General features: G+C 70.6%; 14 protein-coding genes. 10 read left to right on the top strand and 4 right to left on the bottom strand.

All coding sequences use genetic code 11. The annotated features are described in order from the left end of the window. Positions 1-167: 167 nt before the first annotated feature. Together IPJ78_05265 and IPJ78_05260 are read left to right on the top strand one after the other, a co-directional pair. Entirely contained in the window at positions 168-539 is a 372-nt protein-coding gene (locus tag IPJ78_05265) for an XRE family transcriptional regulator (GenBank protein ID MBK7905959.1), read from the top strand. 116 nt (positions 540-655) lie between these two features. After that, positions 656-1,990, top strand: a complete 1,335-nt coding sequence (locus IPJ78_05260) for a hypothetical protein (GenBank protein MBK7905958.1) — start codon at positions 656-658, stop codon at positions 1,988-1,990. A gap of 31 nt (positions 1,991-2,021) precedes the next feature. Here the strand turns inward: IPJ78_05260 and IPJ78_05255 are convergent, their stop codons facing one another. Next, positions 2,022-3,164, bottom strand: coding sequence for a putative sulfate exporter family transporter (locus tag IPJ78_05255; GenBank protein MBK7905957.1), 1,143 nt, complete (start codon positions 3,162-3,164; stop codon positions 2,022-2,024). Here IPJ78_05255 and IPJ78_05250 point away from each other — a divergent pair. Next, a complete protein-coding gene (locus IPJ78_05250; GenBank protein MBK7905956.1) occupies positions 3,138-4,469 on the top strand; it encodes a hypothetical protein in 1,332 nt (443 codons plus the stop codon). The two genes, IPJ78_05255 and IPJ78_05250, sit on opposite strands and share 27 nt — an antisense overlap. A 169-nt stretch (positions 4,470-4,638) precedes the next feature. On the opposite strand, the gene IPJ78_05245 is transcribed toward IPJ78_05250, so the two are convergent. After that, positions 4,639-5,340 (bottom strand): hypothetical protein, encoded by a 702-nt coding sequence (locus IPJ78_05245; GenBank protein ID MBK7905955.1) that lies wholly within the window; start codon positions 5,338-5,340, stop codon positions 4,639-4,641. A gap of 697 nt (positions 5,341-6,037) precedes the next feature. Between IPJ78_05245 and IPJ78_05240 the strand changes: the two genes are divergently transcribed. From IPJ78_05240 to IPJ78_05225, 4 genes are all read left to right on the top strand, one after another. Next, on the top strand, positions 6,038-6,715 hold the full coding sequence (locus tag IPJ78_05240) for a sigma-70 family RNA polymerase sigma factor (protein MBK7905954.1): 678 nt from the start codon (positions 6,038-6,040) through the stop codon (positions 6,713-6,715). After that, positions 6,712-7,059, top strand: coding sequence for a hypothetical protein (locus IPJ78_05235; GenBank protein MBK7905953.1), 348 nt, complete (start codon positions 6,712-6,714; stop codon positions 7,057-7,059). Before IPJ78_05240 ends, IPJ78_05235 begins: the two co-directional genes overlap by 4 nt. Positions 7,060-7,328: 269 nt before the next feature. Continuing rightward, entirely contained in the window at positions 7,329-7,682 is a 354-nt protein-coding gene (locus tag IPJ78_05230) for a hypothetical protein (protein ID MBK7905952.1), read from the top strand. Next, positions 7,682-8,398 carry a nucleotidyl transferase AbiEii/AbiGii toxin family protein gene (locus tag IPJ78_05225; GenBank protein MBK7905951.1) on the top strand — a complete coding sequence of 239 codons (717 nt, stop codon included), beginning with the start codon at positions 7,682-7,684 and terminating at the stop codon, positions 8,396-8,398. The genes IPJ78_05230 and IPJ78_05225 overlap by 1 nt, the downstream gene beginning before the upstream one ends. 10 nt (positions 8,399-8,408) lie before the next feature. Here IPJ78_05225 and tkt read toward each other — a convergent pair whose 3' ends face one another. Beyond that, complete coding sequence (gene tkt, locus IPJ78_05220) at positions 8,409-10,352, bottom strand: transketolase (protein ID MBK7905950.1); 1,944 nt, start codon at positions 10,350-10,352, stop codon at positions 8,409-8,411. 165 nt (positions 10,353-10,517) lie between these two features. Next, a complete protein-coding gene (locus tag IPJ78_05215) occupies positions 10,518-12,557 on the bottom strand; it encodes a GMC family oxidoreductase (protein MBK7905949.1) in 2,040 nt (679 codons plus the stop codon). Between the two features lie 90 nt (positions 12,558-12,647). Between IPJ78_05215 and IPJ78_05210 the strand changes: the two genes are divergently transcribed. The 3 genes from IPJ78_05210 to IPJ78_05200 are packed head-to-tail and all read left to right on the top strand — an operon-like array spanning position 12,648 to position 16,869. Then, a complete protein-coding gene (locus IPJ78_05210) occupies positions 12,648-14,747 on the top strand; it encodes a hypothetical protein (protein MBK7905948.1) in 2,100 nt (699 codons plus the stop codon). Further along, on the top strand, positions 14,744-15,991 hold the full coding sequence (locus IPJ78_05205; GenBank protein MBK7905947.1) for an HD domain-containing protein: 1,248 nt from the start codon (positions 14,744-14,746) through the stop codon (positions 15,989-15,991). Before IPJ78_05210 ends, IPJ78_05205 begins: the two co-directional genes overlap by 4 nt. Next, positions 15,988-16,869: a sensor domain-containing diguanylate cyclase gene (locus tag IPJ78_05200; GenBank protein ID MBK7905946.1), complete on the top strand. Its 882-nt coding sequence runs from the start codon at positions 15,988-15,990 to the stop codon at positions 16,867-16,869. The genes IPJ78_05205 and IPJ78_05200 overlap by 4 nt, the downstream gene beginning before the upstream one ends. Positions 16,870-16,931: the final 62 nt, after the last annotated feature.

Raw genomic sequence — 16,931 nt, 5'->3', positions numbered from 1 at the left:
GGCGCCGGCGGGGGTGGGACAGGTTCGGTCGCGGCCCTCACTTGACCGGACATGCCTAAAAGAGCATACCTTTCCTACGTCGCAGCGGTCGCCGCCTCTCCGCCGGCACCGGCACTGACGCCCGTCCGCTGGATGGAGTCGAGCCGAGGTCCGACACAGGAGCGCGAATGACCCAGCGGAAGCGGTCGCGGGAAGCAGAAGAGGTGGAGGTCTTCGTCGGGAGCGGGAACGTCTTCGCCGATCTCGACCTCCCCGATGCCGAGGAACTCTTCGCGAAATCGAATCTGGTGATCGAGATCGGGCGCACCATCAAGGCGAGAAGGCTCACGCAGGCGAAGGCTGCCGCGCTGATGGGCATCGACCAGCCGAAGGTGTCGCGGCTCCTGCGTGGGGACTTCAAGGGCTTCTCCACTCACCGGATCATGGAGTTCCTGACTCGCCTCGGCCGGGACGTCGAGATCATGATCGGGCCCCCGATGCGGTCGCCCCGCACCGGCAGCATCCGCGTGTCGTCCATCCCGATCCGCCGCGGGCGCTGACGCCCCCCCCGCGCAACGATTCCCCACCCCGCGGTGTCCAAAGTGGCTGAAACCGGTCGCTCCCCTCGACCGTCGGGCGGCTCAGGCCGTCTCCCCACCTTCGCCGTGAGCGCCAGATGTCCCTGCGGACCCCGATCCTCGGAGCCCTCGCCCTTCTATTGATGGCGGCCGCCCCGGCCCGAACGCAGGAGACGCCGCCCGCGCCCGCCGCGGACACCTCCCAGCAGGGCGCCCTCCGCGCCTTCCTCGACTGCGACGAGCGCGGCTGCGACGACGAGTTCCTCGTCAGCGAGATGAAGTGGGTCAACTGGATGCGCGACCGGCTCGATGCCGACTTCCACATCCTCGTCACGTCGCAATCGACCGGCTCCGGCGGACGACAGTACGCCGTGGTCGCCATCGGCCAGCGGACCTACCAGGGCAAGACCGACACGCTCGAGTTCACGACCAACCCGAACGACGCCAACGACATCATCCGCCGGCAGCTGATGCGCGTGATCAGCCAGCTGCTCCTCCCCTACGCGGCGCGCGGTCCGCTCGGGCCCCGCCTCACGGTCGCATACACGGCCCCCACGGGCAGCGACGGCGCCGCCCCGCCGCCGGCGCGCGACCGCTGGAACTTCTGGACCTACAGCATCTCGGCCAACGGCTTCCTCAACGGCGAGTCGCAGCAGGCCTTCCGGAACGGGTGGATCGACCTCAACGCGAATCGCACCACCGAGCAGTGGAAGATCCGGCTGAGCGCCAACAACTCCTATGACGAGTCGAAGTTCACCTTCGCGCTCGACTCGGTGACCGACACCACCATCGTCGCCCTGCGCCGGAGCGCGAGCGTGAGCGGCATGGTGGTGAAGAGCATCAACGACCATTGGTCGGTGGGCGGCCGCATCGCGAGCGAGCAGTCGGACTTCGGCAACATCGACCTCGCGACGATCGGCGCGGCGGCGGTCGAGTGGGACTTCTATCCCTACAAGGACTTCGCGCGGCGCAAGTTCGCAGTGCTCTACACCGTCGGCGCGAGCAGCTTCTCGTACAAGGACACGACGGTCTTCGGCAGGATCCAGGAGACGCGCCCGCAGCACACGCTCGACATGACCTACGCCGCGCGGCAGCCCTGGGGCGAAGCGAACGTGACGCTCTACGGGTCGCAGTTCCTCGACGGACTCAAGTACTACAACGCGGGAATCAGCGGCGGCGTGAACGTGCGACTCGGCCGCGGTTTCTCCTTCAACGTCGACGGCTCGCTCTCGCGCGTGCGCGACCAGCTCTACCTCCCCCGCGACGGCGCCTCCCAGCAGGAAGTGCTCACCCGGCTCCGCGCCCTGCAGACCAACTACCGGTACTTCGCGTTCTTCGGCGTGCGGTACCAGTTCGGGTCGATCTTCAACAGCGTGGTGAATCCGCGGTTCGGCAACCTGGGCGGCGGGCGCGGGTTCAGCGTCTCCTTCTAGGGAAGAAGGGGGAAGGTGGAAGGAGGAAGGACTACGTGGCGTCGATCGCCAAGAGCCGGATCAGGGCGATGCTCATCGCGAGGAGCACCACGAGCGACACCGTCACCGTGAGCACCACCGACATCCCGACCTTCCGCAGGGCACGGAGATCGACGCCCAGCCCCAGGGCCGCCATCGCCAACAACGTGAGCCAGCTCGAGAGGGTCTTGAGCTGGCTCGCGGCGTTCACGGGGATCACCCCGCCGGAGCGGAGCGCGGCCATCACCAGGAAGCCGATGATGAACCAGGGCAGGGCGCGCGCGAGCGGGAAGGCGCGGCGGCCCTCGCGTGCGCCCATCACGGCCGCATCGGCGTGCGGCGCCGGCGCGCGATGCGTGAGCGTGAAGAAGAGCACCACCGGCCCGAGCATCAACACGCGCACGAGCTTCACGAGCGTGCCCACCTGTCCCGCGAGCGCGCCGACGGGGAAGGCGGCGGCGAGCACCTGCGGCACGGCATAGACCGAGAGGCCGGCGAGGACGCCGTACTGGTACTCGCTGAAGCCGAGCGGGCCCATCAGGTGCGGGAGGCCGAGGACGACGGCCACGCCGAGGATCGCGGTGAACGCGATCGCGCTCGCCACATGCTCCCGCTCGGCGCCGATCACCGGCGCGATGGCGGCGATGGCGGAGTTGCCGCAGATCGCGTTGCCGGCGGCGACGAGGATCGCGAGGCGGGAGGGCAGGCCGAAGGCGCGGCCGATGCCGTATCCGGCGGCGAGGCCGGCGACCACGAGCAGCACGATCCCGATCGCGAGCGCGGGGCCGGCCCGCAGCAGCAGCGGCAGGTCCACCGACGCGCCGAGCAGTACGATCGCGAGCTCGAGGAGCTGCTTGCCGGCGACGTCGATCCCGGCGTCGAGCGAAGGCGGGAGCGTCGTCGCCGATCGCACGAGCATCCCGAGCAGGATCGCGACGACGAGGCCTTCGATGACCGGCTGGCCGAGGAGCCGCGTCTCGAGCGCGGCGGTGCCGAACGCGAGCGCGCCGATGAGGAGCGTGAGGCCAAGGCCCGGGAGGAGGCGGCGCACGGAGGCAGGATACCGGGTCCCGGCCGGATTCCCAAGCGCGGGGGCGCGGGCCAGATTCGGGGGACGGAGGTGGACCGCATGGATCGTCGCCAGGTGATTCGCCATGGACTCGCGGGCGCCGCGGCGCTCGCATTCGCGCCCGACCTCCTGCGCGCGCTGGGTCGCGAGCGCCCCTATCTCGAGGCCGCGCTCCGCGCCTCGCGGTGGCTCGAGCGCTCGGCGCAGCGCCGCGGCAGCGAGATCCTCTGGTCGGCCGATCCCGACCGGCCCGCCGAGGTCGGCTACGATCTCTACAACGGGACGACGGGCGTGCTGCCGTTCTGGGTGGAGCTGCATGCCGCGACGGGCGAGCCGCGCGCGCTGGAGTTCGTGCAGGGGAGCGCCGACCATCTCGTGCGAGCGCTCGGGACGATGGACCGCGCGAACGCCGGGCTGTACACCGGCCTCGCGGGCGTGGGGTTCGCGCTGGGACTCGCGTGGCGCGCCACGCGCGACGAGGCGCACCGGCAAGGGGCGCTTCGGGCGCTCGAGCTGGTGCGCGACGCCGCGCGCGGGGGCGACTCCACCGACATCATCTCCGGGAGTGCAGGAACGGGACTCTACCTGCTCTGGGCACATCGCCTCTTCGGTGATGCGCGTGATCTGCGACTCGCGCGCGAGGCGGGACACGACCTGGTGGCGAACGCGCAGACGCTCGCCGACGGCCGGTTCCGCTGGCGGATCAACGCGACGATGCCGCGCGAGTACCCGAACTTCTCGCACGGCACCGCGGGCGTCGCCTACTTCCTCGCGCGGCTGCACGAGGCGACGCGCGAGCCGGTCTTCCTCGGCGCCGCGATCGGCGGCGCGCGCTACCTGCAGGATATCGCGACGACGACCGCGCATGACGGCCGGATGGTGCATCACTCGACGCCGGGGAACGAGCAGCTCTTCTATCTGAGCTGGTGCCACGGGCCGGCGGGCACCGCGCGGCTCTTCCACACGCTGGCGCGCCTCACCGACGACGCGACGTACGCGCGGTACGCGGAACAACTCGCGACGGCGACGATCGACCAGCGGGTGCCCGAGCGTTCGCCGGGGTTCTGGAACAACGTCTCGATGTGCTGCGGCAACTGCGGGGTGAGCGAGTACTTCGTCGCGCGGCACGGGCTCGTGCAGGGGACCGCGGCGCGCGCGGAGGCGCTGGCGTTCGCCGAACTCGTGGCGCAGGACACGCTCACGCGCGCCACGCCGGAGGGGGACGCGCTGAAGTGGGTGCAGGCGGAGAACCGCACGTCGCCGCAGGCGGTGGTGGCGCAGACGGGATTGATGCAAGGCGCGGCGGGGGTGGGGCTCGCGATGCTACATCTCGACGGGGCGATCGCGGGGCGGCGGCGGGCGGTGGTGCTGCCGGATGATCCGTTCGGGTGAGAAGCGGGGAGGGCGGATCTCCGGACCGGCGTCTCGCCGATCCCGCGCCGCCGGAGCCGGGCCCCGCGCGCACGCCGCGCGCCGATGCGGTAGGGCCGCGTACCGGGAACGACAACGGCCAGCGGGGCGTCCCCCGCTGGCCGTCGTCCTCGTCCTCCCGTCCTTCGACCTACGCCGCCCGTTCCGCCGGCTCGGCGGGCGTCTCGTCCTCGTCACCCGCGCCCACGCCACTGGGGAGCAACTGCACGCGCTTGGCCGTGCGCCAGCGGGTCATCGTCACCTCGTCGCGGTAGAACGAGGCGCGCACGATCGAGTCGAGCCGCTCGATCGCGCGCCGGCCACGCCGCAGCTGCACCGCGATGCCCCTCGTGGCGCCGACCTGCGTCCCGAGGTGCGCGGCGCGGCCGCCCAGGGCCTTCTCCAGCTCGTCACGCGCGGCGGTGAACCGCGCGAGGAAGTCGGCGGGGAGCCCGTTCGCGATGAACTGCGCCTCGTAGGGCCGCGCCGCCTCGATCATGCCGTCGCTCGCCGTCAGGATGCGCGTTGCGCGCGCGCCCGGCTTCGGCAGGCGGATCGCCGCCGGCAGTCGCACACGCGAATCCGGCTCGATCTGCGTGCGCGCGATCGCGACGAGCGGCCGCATGTGCTCCTGCACGATCCCCTCGATGAGATCGCGCTGCAGGCTCGTCTCCGCCTGACTGAGCGCGCGACCGGCGAACTGCGCGCCGGAGAACTCGCGGAGCTGCCGCACCACGTCCCGCAGCGTCTCGCGCGGACCGGTGTAGGTGAGCGGCCCCGCCACCGGGTGCTGCTCGAGGAACACGTCCACGCGGACGAACGTCTCCAGGTTCTGCTTCTGCTTCGAGACCATCTGTTTCTCCTGTGGAAATGAGTGAGGGTGGACGCATTCGCCCCGGGGATCCCGCCCATGTGCGTCCGTCACGGGCGCCGGCATCTGGTGCCACATCGCGTTCCGGTGATTCCATGTCGTCTTGCTGTACTTCCACGTCGTCTCGCTGCCGTGCCACGTCATCTGTCCGCGGTGCCACGTCATCTGTCCGCGGTGCCACGTCGTCTGTCCGCGGTGCCACGTCATCTGTCTGCGGTGCCACGTCATCTGTCTGCGGTGCCACGTCGTCTGTCTGCGGTGCCACGTCGTCTGTCTGCGGTGCCACGTCGTCTGTCTGCGGTGCCACGTCGTCTGTCTGCGGTGCCACGTCGTCTGTCTGCGGTGCCACGTCGTCTGTCTGCGGTGCCACGTCGTCTCGCCGCGGTGCCACGTCGTCTTGATCGCCGTCCAGGTCGTCTTCCCGTCCGTCCACGCCGACTCGTCACCTGTTTGACTCGCGCCATGCTTCGGTCCCATCTTGCTCGCCCTTCGAATCGCCGTTCCGCCATTCGACGGCCTCTACTCGTTCATCTCTCCAGGACGGCGTTTTGTATGAATGCCCGAATGGCACGACGACCGGCCATCGTGGCATTCATATGAATCGCCCATCTCGGGAGATGTATAGGTAGAGGCACTCGCGTCATCCGTTCCGCAGGCTTGGCCCTCAACCCCGACCCGCATGCGACCGGCAGCTGGCAGGTCCAGAGTCACCGCGCGCGCCACGCGTCCCACGCGTGTCGCGGGTACCGCGCGCGTCGCGCGTGCGAGCGTCGGGGCGTCGGTCGCGCTCGCCGACGCCGATGATGCGGAGGAGTTCAGCGCGAAGTACGTGCGGCTGCACGGGAAGCTCGTCGCGCATGCGGAGCGCCTCCTCTCTCGCGAGGATGCCCGCGATGCCGCGGCGCAGACGTGCGCGGAGATCTGGTATCGGTGGTCGCAGTTGACCCCCGAACAGCGGTCCGACCGCTACTTCTTCGGGGCGGTCCACAAGACCGCCATCGACATGTTCAAGGCACAGCGCCTGCTGGTCTCACTCGACGAGGCCGAGGAGCAGCTCGACCGGATGGTCGAGCGTGAGGTCGAGCTGCCCACCCGCGCCGACACCGCGGCGGACATCCTCGACCTGACGCTCGCGACGATGCCGGCGCGGCGTCGTGAGGTCTTCCAGCTCATCCGCGAGGACGGATTCAGTTACGAGGAGACGGCCGAGCAGCTCGGCCTCAGCCTCGGTACCATTCGTACACACTATCGATTGGCGACGGGGGAGATCCGGGCGGCGCTCCGCCGGGCAGGCATCCGCGTCGCGGATCGGAAGGCGGCCTGCCCGCCCGCGCGCGAAGGAGGCGCCACACTGTGACCGACGAAAGGCGCGCGAAAGCCCGTGCGGCCCGTTCGGCCCGTCGGGCCCGTCGGGCCCGCATCGCTCGTGAGGAAGCGGACATCGAGCTCATCGTCAGCTATCTCAACGGCCACCTCGATGCCGAGCAGGCCGAGAAGGTGCGGCGACGGCTGAGCGAGGACAGGGAGTTCTTCCTTTTCGCGGAGCCCCTGCTGATCACCTGGAGCGTCCCCAGCTACCTCGAGCGGCACCCGCGACCCCCAGGCGAGCTCGAGGCGGCGTGGGCGGAGTTCGTCCGGCGCACGGGGTTCCCGAATCGGCCGGCGCAGTCGGACTCGGCGCCAGCGGAACCCCCCGAGTGAGGCTCGCGCAAGCGTTCGGTGTTCGCGAACGCCGAAATCATCACATAACCCATTGACATAAATGGAATAAGAACACATCGTTCGACGTTCGCGAACACCGAACGATCATGCTCAGAGCCTCCGACATCGCCAGTCTTCTGTATCTCCGCCTGCATCCCGCTGACTCCTACGGCGCGATGGCAGAGCGGCTGGGAATCAGCAGGAGTACCGCCCACGAGAGCGTCAGGCGTCTCGTCCAGGGTCGGCTGGCTCACGAGTCCCGCCGCGCGATGGCGCTGGTGGCGGACGGGCCGGCTCTCGATTTCCTCTCGTACGGGGTTCCATACGCCTTCGTCCCGGAGACCGTGCCGGCGGCGCGCGGTGTGGTCACGGGTCTGCGGGCCCTCGCCGAGTCGCGAAGTACGGCTTCGTCCGGCCTCGAGCTCGTCTGGCCCTCGAAGCTCGATGATGCACGCGGCATCGGCGTCGAGCCCCTCGTGCCCGCGGCGCCCGATCTCCCGTTCCGGGATCCACCCCTGTACCGCCAGCTGGCCCTTGTCGACGCGCTCCGGCTCGGGGACGCGCGGGATCGCGAGGTGGCGCGGGAACTGCTGCGCCTGGAGTTCAACAGGCTCCTGACCTGATGGGCGAGGAGCGCACGCTCTCCGCCCGGCGGATCGCCGCCGTGGCGGATCACCTCGCGGACGTGCGAGCGAAGCTGGTGTTCATCGGGGGGACGGTGCTTCCGCTCCTCGTCGACGTGGACGAGCGGTTCTACGCGCCCCGAATGACGGATGATGTCGATGCCGTCGGGATCGCGGTGAGCTATCTGGAGTCCCACGCCGTCGAGGCTGCGGTGGCAGCTGCGGGATTCACGCACGATCTCACGTCGCGCCACAAAGGCCGCTGGATCGGCCCGGATGGCTCCATCTTCGACCTCTCATTCGCCGGCGACTTTCCCGGCGCGTCGGGAGCGCAGGTCGACCTGATGGCGATCGAGACCGCCATCCCGATGCAAGGTCATCCCGGCGTGCGGCACCTCGGATCCACTGGCCTGTTCCTCATGAAGTGCGCAGCGTATCACGACCGCGGTCAACAGCGACCCGAGGACAGCAAGGACCTTGCGGACCTCGCGGTGCTACTCGTGGGATCGGACATCCCGGCTGATGCTGCGGCGTGGCCGGCGCATGTGAGGAGCGAGGTGCGCTCACGCGCCAGGTGGTTGCGCGAACGTCCGTCGTTGGCGATGTCGATGCTGAGTCACTTCGCCGAGCGCCGTCCCCGGCCGCCGGACACGGCGGAAGACCTCGCGGACGAAGCCATCGCCGTGCTCGAGCGACTCGGACTGCTCGCGGACTGAGCGACTCGGCTCAGCCCTGCACGGCCCTCACAACCGCCCCCGCCGTGATCCCATACTCCTCATACAACTTCTGGAACGGCGCACTCGCCCCGAACGTCTCGATCCCCACGATCACCCCATCGGTCCCGACCCACCGGTGCCAGCTCATCGGGTGCGCCGCCTCGATCGCCACGCGCTTCACCCCGGCCGGCAGCACCGACGCCTGATACGCCGCGTCCTGCGCGCCGAACACCTCCATCGACAGCATCGACACCACGCGGGTCGCGGTCCCCGCCGCCGCGAGCTCCGCCTGCGCCTTGAGCGCGATCTCCACCTCTGATCCGCTCGCGAGGATCACCGCCGCGGGCGCCACGCCCGCCGGCGCATCCTTCAGCACGTACGCGCCCTTGTGCGCCCCGCTCACCGCGGCGTGCGTCGTCCGGTCGATCAACGGCAGCTTCTGGCGCGTCAGCACGATCGCGCTCGGGCCCGTCCGGTACCGCAGCGCCATCCGCCACGCTTCCGCTGTCTCGGCCGCGTCCGCCGGCCGCAGCACGAGCAGCCCCGGGATGCAGCGCAACGACGCGAGATGCTCCACCGGCTGGTGCGTCGGGCCGTCCTCGCCGAGTCCGATCGAGTCGTGCGTGAAGACGTAGATCGCCTGCTGCTTCATCAGCGCCGCGAGGCGGATCGCCGGACGCATGTAGTCCGCGAACACCAGGAAGGTGCCGCCGTACGGGATGATCCCGCCGTGCAACGCCATCCCGTTCATGATCGAGCCCATCCCGTGCTCGCGGATGCCGAAGCGGAAGTTCCGCCCGCCGCGCTGCTCGGCCGAGAAGAGCTGCGCGCCCTTCACGTCGGTGAGGTTGGAGCCGGTGAGGTCCGCCGAGCCGCCGATGAGCTCGGGGATCGCCGGCGCGAGCGCGTTGATCACGGTCCCGCTCGCCGCACGGCTCGCGACGTTGCCGGTCTTCTCGTCGAACACGGGGAGCGCCTTCTCCCACCCGGCCGGCAGGTCGCCATGCCAGCGGCGGCCGAGCTCCATCGCCTCGCTCGGGAACGCCTTCGTGTACTCGGCGAACTTCGCCATCCACGCCGCCTGCAGGTTCACGCCGCGCTCCTTGCACGAGCGCCAGTGCGCGAGCGCCGCCTCCGGCACGAAGAACGGCTCGGTGCTCGGCCAGCCGTACGCCTGCTTGGTGAGCAGGATCTCGTCCTTGCCGAGCGCCTCGCCATGCGCCTTCGCGGTGTCGGCGCGGTTGGGCGAGCCGTAGCCGATGATCGTCTTGGTGCAGACCAGCGTCGGGCGCGTGGTGTCGGCCTTGGCCTCGGCGATCACGCGGTCGATCGCGGTCTGGTCGTTCACGTCGGTGAGGTGCAGCACCTGCCAGCCGTACGCGGCGAAGCGCTTGGCGACGTCGTCGCTCGAGCTGATCGAGACGCGGCCGTCGATGGTGATGTTGTTGTCGTCCCAGAAGCCGATGAGCTTGCCCAGCTTCTGGTGCCCAGCGAACGACGCGGCCTCGTGCGAGATGCCTTCCATGAGGCAGCCGTCGCCGGCGATGAACCAGGTGTAGTGGTCGATCGGCGTGTGCCCCTCGCGATCGAACACCGACGCGAGGTGCGCCTCGGCGACCGCCATGCCGACCGCGTTGCCGATGCCCTGGCCGAGCGGACCGGTGGTCGTCTCCACGCCGGCGGTGTGGCCGTACTCGGGGTGACCCGGCGTCTTCGATCCCCACTGCCGGAACGCCTTCAGGTCGTCGAGCGTGAGGCCGTAGCCGCTCAGGTAGAGCGTCGAGTAGAGCAACATCGACGCATGGCCGGCGGAGAGGATCACGCGATCGCGGTCGGGCCAGTGCGGATCGGCCGGATTGTGCTTCACGTGGCGCGTGTAGAGCGCGTACGCGAGCGGGGCGAGGGCCATCGGCGTGCCGGGATGACCCGACTCGGCGGCTTGCACGGCATCCATCGAAAGCGTGCGGACAGTATCGACTGCGAGCTTCTGCAGCTCGGGCGAGACTGGGGCGACTGCGGTCACGTGGTGAGGCTCCGGCAGGGTGTCGCCCGCGGGGCGTCGCGGGCTCGGGGGACGCGCGGAAGTGTGGGTTTCGGGGGGCAGCGTCCGACCGGAAACTTAGCCGGGCCGGCGGCGCGATGCGATGCGCTCGCTCACGATCGTGGCGAGCGCCATGATCGTCTCCTGCGGATTCACGCCGAGCGCGGTGGGGAGGAGCGAGCCGTCGGCGACGAAGACGCCCGGCGCGCCGTAGACCTCGCCCTGCGGATCGGTGCCGGCGGTCGTGCGGTCGGCGCCGAGCCGGCAGGTGCCGTTCACGTGGGCGGTGGAGAGCGTCACCTGGTTGGGGCCGAGCGGGCGGCCGCGGAGCAGGTCGAGCCGGTCCGGCGATCGCAGCACCACCGGCGTCGCGTGCGCCGAGACGACCTCGCGGGCGCCGGCGGCGAAGTGGAGCCGCGCGGCCGCGACCATCCCCGCCTCGAGCTGCCGCGCGTCGCGGGGGTTGAGCCGGTAGCGGATGCTCGTGCTCCCGTCGGGGCGCGCACGGACCTCGCCGTCGGAGTGGCCGCGCTCGGCGCCATCCCGCACGAGCACGATGAGCGAGCCGAGGGCGGGGAACTGCGTCATGACGCCACGATGGGCCGCGCCGAAGCCTTGCAGCGAGGCAGCGGCGAGCCCGGGATGGAGCGGCGGACACTCGATCCAGCTCCCATAGCCACCGTCGCCGCGGAGGAACTCGTCGCAGACCGCGGTGAGGGGGATGCCGCTCGCGCCCTGGATCTCGCGGTCGTAGCGCCCGAAGACCGCGCTCGTGGGATGGACGCGCAGGAACCGCCCGGTGCCGCCGCCGCCCAGGCGCGACCGCTGGAGGAGCGCCGGCGTCTCGACCGCACCGCCGGCGACGACGACGATGGGCGCCTCGGCGACGAGCTCGCGCGGCGCCTCACCCGGCGGCGCGTGCCGCAGCGTCACGCGCTTGCGCGGGAACGACCCGCCGCGCTCGACGACGTCGATGCGGAGCGCGGTGGCGTGCGGCAGGATCCGCGCTCCCGCCGCGACGGCGCGCGGGAGGTAGGTCTGCAGGCCGCCCTGCTTGGCGCCGTAGCGGCAGCCGTAGCCGCAGAAGCCGGTGCGGACGCACCCCTTGGCGTTGATGCGCCCGGCGAAGGCGGACCAGCCGAGCGTGCGCGCGCCGTCGAGGATGATCCGGTTGTTGGGGGAGTGCGCGTCGTCGGGGACGGTGCGCGCGTGGAGCTCCGCTTCGATGCGCGTGAAGACCGGCGCGAGGTCGGCGGGGCGCATCCCTTCGGTCCCGTGATACGCGGCCCATTCGTCGAGCACCCAGTCGGGGGTGCGGAGCATGATCATCCAGTTCACGGTGGTGCCGCCGCCCACGCTCGTGCCCTGCAGCATGCTCAGCGCCGCATCGTCGGTGGCCCGCTGGCCGCGCTCGGCGTAGAGGCGGGTGAACATCTCGTACTCCTGCTCGGCGAGCTGGTCGCCCTGCAGCAGGGCTCCTGCCTCGACGACCAGCACCTCGTGCCCCGCCTCGGCGAGCCGCGCGGCGGCGACGGCGCCGCCGGCTCCCGAGCCGATCACGATCGCCCCGACGCTCAGGCGTTCGGGCGTGGCGAACGCCTGCGCCGCGGGCGCCGGGAGGTGCGCGCCCGAGGGGAGGGGCGCGCGGGCGACGGGTTCGTCGTCGGAGGGGGTGCCGGGGAGCGCGCCCTCCCACGGCACCATGGGGCCGCGCGCGTGATACGGGCCGAGGTACCGCACCTCGCGCTGCGCCTCGGCGGTGGTGTACTCGGCGAAGAGGATGATCCGCCGGAGGGCGTTGGCGACCGCGCGCAGGAGGGGGAGGCGCGAGTGCAGCCAGCGGTCGAGGATGCGCGCCTGCGCCTCGGGGGAGTGGAGGCGGAGCGGCTTGGGCGCGTGCCAGGCGAGGAGGGCGCCCACCCAGGAGCCGATGAGGGCGAGCCCGTTGTGGAGGTCGCGCTGCTTGCGGGGGTGGAGAGTGCCGAGTTCGGTCTCGAGGCGCTGGACGAGCCGCGCCCCGCGCGCCGGGTCGTCGAAGGCGTGCGGGACGACCGCGCGGGCGAGGAGGCCGAGCGTGGTGCGGAGGGCGAGCGGGAGCGGAGGGGCGGTCTGGGGCACGCCGGAGAGATACTTCCGGCGTCCCGGGGCGTCCATCACAAGGGGCGTCCTGATGGCACGATGGTGGTCCCACCCGACATATTGGCGACGATGACGCGCGCGGTCGCGGCCGGGGAGGCCGCTTCACTCTCCCGAGAGCTGTCCGAGTTCCTGATCGAGTTCTCGATCGGGTTGCACAAGCACGCGATCTATCCGCCCGGCCATCCGCTGCTCGAGAACACCTCGACCGAGTTGCAGCGACGGCTCGACGGACTGCTCAAGGAGCGCACGGCGCTCTCGCTCGGCGTCGCGCGGCACCAGCTCATCATCGAAGGCGTCGCGACCGACGACAAGAACCCGGTACTGCGCGAGCTCGCGCTGCGGTTGCATCGCCATCATCTCGGCGCGGTGAAGTTCACGCAGGGCGTGGCCGAGGACGAGCTGGTGGACATGATGGCGAAGGTCGCGGTCGATGCGGGGCGCATGCCGCGGCCGCTCGGCATGGAAGGGCCAGAGATCCTCGCGCAGTGGGCGCACATCCGCCTCTATCCGATGACCTTCCAGCAGCTGCAGCTGCTCGTGGAGGATCCGACGCCCGGCGAGGGCGCGGACATCGACGACCAGATCCGTGCGGCGGGGGCGGGGAGCCGCTCGGCGCAGCTCTGGATCGGCCTCGCGCGCGCGGCGCTGGTGAAGCAGTCGGGGATCGTGGTGAACGAGGACGACCCGGAGTCGGTGAACCCCGAGGTGGTGGCGAAGGCGATCGAGGAGGTGAAGCGCGACACCGCGTACGACCAGGTGGTCGTGGGATACCTGCTGCAGATCGCCGAGGAGTTGAAGGCGAAGGGCGGGCGCGACGCCGCGGCGCTGACCAAGCGCGTGAGCGCGCTGGTGGCGACGCTCTCGCCGGAGACGCTCAAGCGGCTGCTGGAGATGGGCGGCGACGTGCGGCAGCGGCGGAAGTTCGTCTCGGATGCGGCGCAGGGGATGGCGCTCGAGGCGGTGGTGGACCTCGTGAAGGCGGCGGCGGAGACCTCGAACCAGTCGATCTCGCATTCCATGGTGCGCATGCTGACGAAGATGGCGAACCACGCCGACAGCGGGGCCGTGGAGATGCGCGGTGCCGCCGACGGCGCGTTGCGCGAGCAGGTGCAGCAGCTGCTCACCGGGTGGGCGCTCGAGGACCCGAACCCCGACGGCTACCGCCTCACGCTGGAGAAGTTCTCCAAGCGCGCGCCGCTCTTCCTGAACTCCGAGCAGAACATCGGGATCGAGCCGGAGCGGCTGCTCGCGATGGGGCTCGAGATCGAGACGCTCGGCGACCAGGTGTGGCGGTCGGTCGAGATCATGGTGGGGCGCGACGACCTCGCGCCGCTGCTCAACCTCGTGGACAACGCCCCGGCGGTGTGGATGCGCGACGTGCTCTGGCGGCACATCGCGACGCCGGCGCGGCTGCGCGTGCAGCTCTCGGTCGATCCGCTGCCGGTGCCGGTGCTGCAGCGCATGGCGAAGCGGATGGGCGCGGCGGCGGCGGAGCCGCTCTTCGACGCGCTGGAGACGGCGCCGGACGATCGCGCGGTGGAGCGGCTGCTCTCGGTGCTCGAGGCGGCCGGGGCGCCGGTGGGACCGCTCATCCTCGACCGGCTGCCGTCGATGCGCTGGGGGTCGGTGCGTCCGCTCATCGCGATGCTCGCCAAGCACCCGGAGTGGGAGAGCGGGTACGACGCCACGCAGTTCCTGTCGCATGCCGACGCGCTCGTGCGTCGCGAGGCGTTGCGGCAACTGCTGCGCAGTCCGTGGACGCGCGACGAGGCGATCCTCCGCGCGATGGCCGACGCCGACGAAGGGGCGCTGCGCCTCGCGCTCGGCGCCGCGATGAAGGACTGCCCCACCGATGCGGCGGCGATGCTCCGCGTGCGCGCCGACGATGCGACCGTGAACCCCGACCTCCGCGCCCTCGGCATCCGCGCGCTCGCGAGCCATCGCGCGAGCGACACCGCGGCCTGGCTCGCGGCGCGCGTGGTGAAGGTGGGGAAGCTGCTCAAGCGCGCGGCGCTGGTCTCGAAGTCGCCGGAGATGCTCGCGGCGCTGGAAGGATTGGCGACGCACTGGCGCGACCATGCGTCGGCGCGCGAGGCGCTGGCGCTCGCGGCGGCGAGCCCCGACGAGGAGATCCGCGACGCGGTCTCGCCGCGCGGGAGCGCCGCATGAACGAGGCGGTGCGGTTCCTCACGGCGTTCGCGCAGACGCTGGCGACGATGTCGTTGTATTCCGACGGTCATCCGGCGCGGGAGCGGACGATCGACAGCGCCTTCCATGCGCTGCAGCGGCTGCTCGAGACCGACCCGCGCCCCAAGTTCAGCTTCCTGGGCGAGGACGTGATCTACGGCGAGCAGGCGCTCCGCGAGCTGGGCGACTGGGGATGGGGCGGGCGGTTGGCGAACGCCGGCGTGCAGCGCATCGAGCCCGAGCGCGGGATCACGCGCGAGGAGTTCGAGCTGTTCCTCGAGGAGGTGCTCGCGCGGCTCACGCTGCAGGCGGTGGACAGCGCGACGCGCAGTCCCGACCGTCGTTCGACGATCAAGTTCGGGGCGATCGGCGTGCGCGGCACTGACGACACCGTCCGGCCAGTGGAGGCGGGTCCGGTGAAGACCGCGACGATGCGCTTCTCGCTCAGCGACGAGGCCGACGCGGTGCGCTGGATGCACGACGAGGTGCAGGTGACCGGCGCGCTGCCCCTGATCGAGGCCGAGAGCGTGGTGCGGTCGCTCGCGGTCGCGATGCACGGCGACCAGCGCATCGTGATCCCGCTGCTGCAGCTCAAGGAGTTCGACCAATACACCACGACGCACAGTCTGAATGTGAGCGTGCTCACCATGGCGCTCGCCGAGTGGATGGGGATGGGGCCGAAGGAGGTCCGGGCGTTCGGGGTGGCCGGCCTCTTGCATGACCTCGGCAAGGTGCGTATCCCCAAGGAGGTGCTGACGAAACCGGGGAAGCTCACCGACGAGGAATGGACCATCATGCGGAAGCACCCGGTCGACGGCGCGAAGATCATCTACGAGAGTGACCGGGACCTCGATCTCGCGGCCGCGGTCGCCTACGAGCACCACATCATGATCAACGGGCAGGGCTATCCCAAGCGGCACTTCGAGCGCGGCGTGCATGCGGCGAGCAAGCTGGTGCACGTCTGCGACGTGTACGACGCGATGCGGACGAATCGCCCCTATCGTGCCGCGTGGGAGTCGGAGCGGGTGCTGAAGATGATCGGCGACGGGGCGGGGCCGGATTTCGACACCGATGCCGCGAACGCCTTCATCGCGATGATGCGGAGCTGGGAGCCGCGGCTCGCGGTGGTGGATGACAAGACGCCACTCCCGATCGGGGCGGATGCGGCGGCCCCGGCCGCGCCGGCCGCCGCGGGAGACACGCCGGCGCCGGGAGGCACCGCATGAGCGACCGCTTCCGTTCCCTCACCGATGTGGAGAGCCTGCGCTCGTTCGTGATCAACCTGCGCGAGGCGATCTACATCACGAACAACCGCGGCGAGATCCTCGACGGCAACCCGGCGTTCTTCGCGCTCATCGGGGTGCGGTCGCTGGACGACCTGCAGAACTACGGCGCCAACGAGCTGGTGCTCGACCCGGCGCGCCGCATGGCGCAGCTGGAGCTCATCGAGCGGCAGGGCTGGTCGCGCGACTTCGAGCTGCAGATCGTGCGCCCCGACGGCGCGTTGCTCACGGTGCTCGACACCTCGTACGCGGTGAAGGATCCCGAGTCGGGCGAGATGCTCTTCCACGGGATGCTCGTGGACATCACCGGCCGGAAGAAGATGGAGGAGGAGCTGCGCCAGCAGTCGATGCGCGACCCGCTCACCGGCTGCTACAACCGGCGCTACCTGGCCGAGATGGACGAGGAGATGAGCCCGTCGGACGGGAACTGGGGCTGCCTCTTCATCGACATCGACCACTTCAAGCACTACAACGACACGCACGGCCACGCGATGGGCGACAACACGCTCATCCGGATGAGCCGGTTCCTGATGCGGCAGGTGCGCGCCGAGGAACCGGTGATCCGCGTGGGCGGCGACGAGTTCGTGATCCTGCTGCGCGGGGCGAGCGAGGCGCAGACGATGATGGTGGCGCAGCGCATGCAGGCGGCGGCACTGCGGACGGCGCCGGTGCCCTTCTCCTTGGGGTGGGCGTCGCGGGAGCCGAGCGAGAACCTGATGAGCACGATGCACCGGGCGGACCAGAACCTGCTGGCGGTGCGGGTGATCGTGCGGACGCCGACGAGGATCCCGGGGGTGGTGCCGGGGGAGGAGCCGACGTGAGCGGGCTGGGATGAGGGCTGAAGTCTGCGGGATGAAGGCTGAAGGATGAAGGAGGGGCGGCC

The sequence above is a fragment of the Gemmatimonadota bacterium genome (genome assembly GCA_016714015.1).
Taxonomy (GTDB): Bacteria; Gemmatimonadota; Gemmatimonadetes; order Gemmatimonadales; family Gemmatimonadaceae; genus Pseudogemmatithrix.
The sequence above is the reverse complement of the archived record's forward strand: the minus strand, read 5'-3'. Positions and strand labels throughout refer to the sequence as shown.